General features: G+C 64.4%; 2 protein-coding genes. One reads left to right on the plus strand and one right to left on the minus strand.

Annotation, left to right across the window (positions count from 1 at the left end; translation table 11 throughout):
- A partial coding sequence (locus tag A2I95_RS35245) for a PepSY domain-containing protein (protein WP_291737219.1) occupies positions 1-919 on the plus strand: 919 nt, incomplete at its 5' end.
- Positions 920-1200: 281 nt separating this feature from the next.
- Here the strand turns inward: A2I95_RS35245 and A2I95_RS35250 are convergent.
- Positions 1201-1787, minus strand: a 587-nt coding sequence (locus A2I95_RS35250) for an SDR family NAD(P)-dependent oxidoreductase (protein ID WP_291737220.1), incomplete at its 5' end; no start/stop codon positions are given.

The raw sequence follows: 1787 nt of genomic DNA on the forward strand, positions 1-1787 counted from the left end.
CGGCATCGTGCTGGTGCTGACCGGGCTTTACCTGTGGTGGCCGCGCGGCAATGCCGCCAGTGCCTTTGTCCCCAACTTCCGCGCCAGGGGCCGCGCCCTGTGGAAGAACCTGCACACGGTCACCGGCTTCTGGATGTCGGCGCTGCTGGTGATCTTCCTGATCTCAGGCCTGTCGTGGACCGGCATCTGGGGCGGCCAGATGGTGCAGGCCTGGAGCACCTTCCCGGCAGCCAAATGGGACAACGTGCCCCTGTCGGACGACATTCACGCCAGTATGAACCACGGCGCCACCAACGACGTGCCCTGGGCGCTGGAACAGACCCCGATGCCCGCCTCAGGATCCGAGGCCGGGATCACCGGCGTTCCTGAAGGCCAGGCGGTGGATGCAGGCAGCATTATCGCCCTAGGCCGCGCCTTGGGTATGGAGGGCCGCTTCCGCCTCGCGTATCCCGGTGGTGGAAACGGTGTCTGGACCATCAACCGCGACAGCATGAGCGGCGATGGCGGCGATCCCTTCATCGACCGCACCATCCATATAGATCAGTACAGCGGCAAGATCCTCGCTGACGTGAAATACGAGGACTACTCCTTGGCGGGCAAGGCGATGGCTGTCAGCATCCCCTTCCACATGGGGCTGATGGGCACCTGGAGCTTTCTGCTGAATGTGGTGTTCTGCCTTGCGGTGATCTTTGTCTGCGTCTCCGGCCTGGTAATGTGGATGAAACGCCGCCCCGCAGGTGCCAGCCGCCTGGCCGCACCGCCGGAACCGGCAGAGATGCCGTTCTGGAAGGGGGCTGCGCTGATTGCCGTGCTGGTCTCGCTGGCCTTCCCGCTGACCGGTCTGGCGCTGCTGGCGGTGCTGGCCTTTGACGTGCTGCTGCTGGGCAACCTGCCGCCGCTGAAACGCGCGGTGTCCTGACATTGGAACACGCGCCCGCCAGTCCCTCACCGGCGGGCGCCTTATCAGGCATGTGCTGCGGATTTGCATCCCTGGCCCCGGTCAATGGCGTCTCTCTGTCCTGAGGACGCTGTTCGACCGGCAAAAGGACCGCGGTGCGTGCCCGATACCGGCTATGTTCCGTCTTTGGCAAAGCCGGCAGCTGCGCGGCGTCTTTTGCGTCCTTTGAGACGCCGCGCAGCCATTGCTCTGCCGCACATTCAGAACCGCTGCCCGGAACAAGGCCGCCCGGTTCAGCGCGCTCACACGTGCTGCGCGCCGTTCACCTCGATTTCGGCGCCGGAGATATAGGAACTCCCTTCCGAACACAGGAAGTAGATCGCCGAGGCCACCTCCTCGGGCTGGCCCAGCCGCTGCATCGGCAGCTTCTCGACGATCTTGTCGGTGCCGGGCGACAGGATAGCGGTTTCCACCTCGCCCGGCGCGATGGCATTGACCCGCACCCCCATGGGCCCGAAATCATGCGCCATCTCACGTGTCAGCGCCGCTAGCGCCGCCTTGGAGGTGGCATAGGCCGCGCCAGCAAAGGGATGCACCCGGCTGCCCGCGATCGAGGTCACATTGACCACCGATCCCTTGGCCGCAGCCAGCTCATCCTTCAAGCCCCGCGCCAGCACCACCGAGGCAAAGAAATTCACATGAAACACCTTGCCCCAGTCCATCAGATCGGTGTTGAGCGTATTCAGCCGTTCACCCTCCGGCCCCTTAGGTGAAATTCCGGCATTGTTGACCAGCGCGTCCAGCCGGCCGTCCAGCAGCTCCTGGATCTGGCCAACCGCGTTGATCGTGTCCGACGGGTCCGACAGATCCAGCTGAACATGGTTCTCCT

The organism is Leisingera sp. F5, assembly GCF_001593695.1.